We start from the raw sequence: 1,230 nt of genomic DNA on the forward strand, positions 1-1,230 counted from the left end.
AATCGTTAATTAATAAGTGTAACAATCAACCGACGATTGGACGTGGATCAATCCTGTAGTTCCATTCACCATGGAACATATTTCGGGTGAGATGAATTTGTTTAAATTCATCGTCACTCACTTTTATACCGGTTGGATACAAAGAGTCATCTAATTCCGCGTGGACTTTCAATCCTTTCCGAGTAGTGGTTCCCGCAATGAGATTGATGATCACCTCATGACTAATCAAGGGCCGACCTCGCCAATTCATGCTAATGTATGAGAACAGGCGATGTTCAATTTTATTCCACTTGCTGGTTCCGGGAGGCAGATGAGAGACATGGATCGGAATCCTGATCTCATCGGCTAGTCGCTGCAATTCCATTTTCCAAAGCCGCACACGACTGCCATTGCTGCCACCTCCGTCTGCAGTGATCATTAGTTTTGATGCCGCAGGATAGCTCTGCCTACCCATCGTGCGCCACCAACGGCGAATTGTTTCAACTGCGAAACTGGCTGTATCGTGATCTGTTCCTACGCTGACCCAACCGGTATTGCTACCCACATCATAGACGCCGTAAGGATTTGCGCGCCCAAGCTCCTTGTCGACAAAATCATGCACCTTGACCTGCTCTGGCTTACCCTCTGGACACCAGGTCGTGCCGTTATTTTTATACGCGCCGACGAGTTCCTTTTTCTTGGTATCCACCGATATAACTGGGTTGCCCGCCATTAACTGTTGTGTCGTCTGTTCGTTGATAAACTCGAATTGAGCATTACGATCTGGATGATCCGACCCTTCTAGAACCTTTCGATTTGCCTGCAAACTGTAGCCCAACTCGCGCAATAAATCTCCAACTACTGGATAGCTCACCGGATGTCCGTTCGCCGATAATTCACCCGCCAACGTCCGCAGGCTTTTGCATGTCCAGCGCAACGGTGATTCGGGATCACCGCGTGTCATGGGCTCTACCAGTTTCTCCAATGCGGACATCAATCCAACATCCGTTTGGATGACAGACTTTCTGCCAGCACCTTCCTTTCGAATTCGCTTAGGTGGATTCTTAACTGGTTCTTTTAAATCAGATAATTCTCTCAATCCAACATGAATTGCGCGGCGCGATACACCGGTTGCCTGCGCAACCTTTGTAATGCCGCCTCTCCCTAATGCCGAAGCCTCAGCGGCAGCAAACAACCGCCTCATGCGCTCATCCAATGTCCATGCAAGTTTATTAAATCTGATTCGTATTG

At 48.3% G+C, this 1,230-nt stretch carries 1 protein-coding gene; it reads right to left on the reverse strand.

Features of this window, described 5'->3' with window-relative positions; all coding sequences use genetic code 11:
- Positions 1–25: 25 nt before the first annotated feature.
- Entirely contained in the window at positions 26–1,228 is a 1,203-nt protein-coding gene (locus C8R30_RS15665) for an ISAzo13 family transposase (RefSeq protein ID WP_107790566.1), read from the reverse strand.
- Between the last annotated feature and the right edge of the window lie 2 nt (positions 1,229–1,230).

This window comes from Nitrosomonas nitrosa (assembly GCF_003051105.1).
In the GTDB taxonomy this organism is placed as follows: domain Bacteria; phylum Pseudomonadota; class Gammaproteobacteria; order Burkholderiales; family Nitrosomonadaceae; genus Nitrosomonas; species Nitrosomonas nitrosa.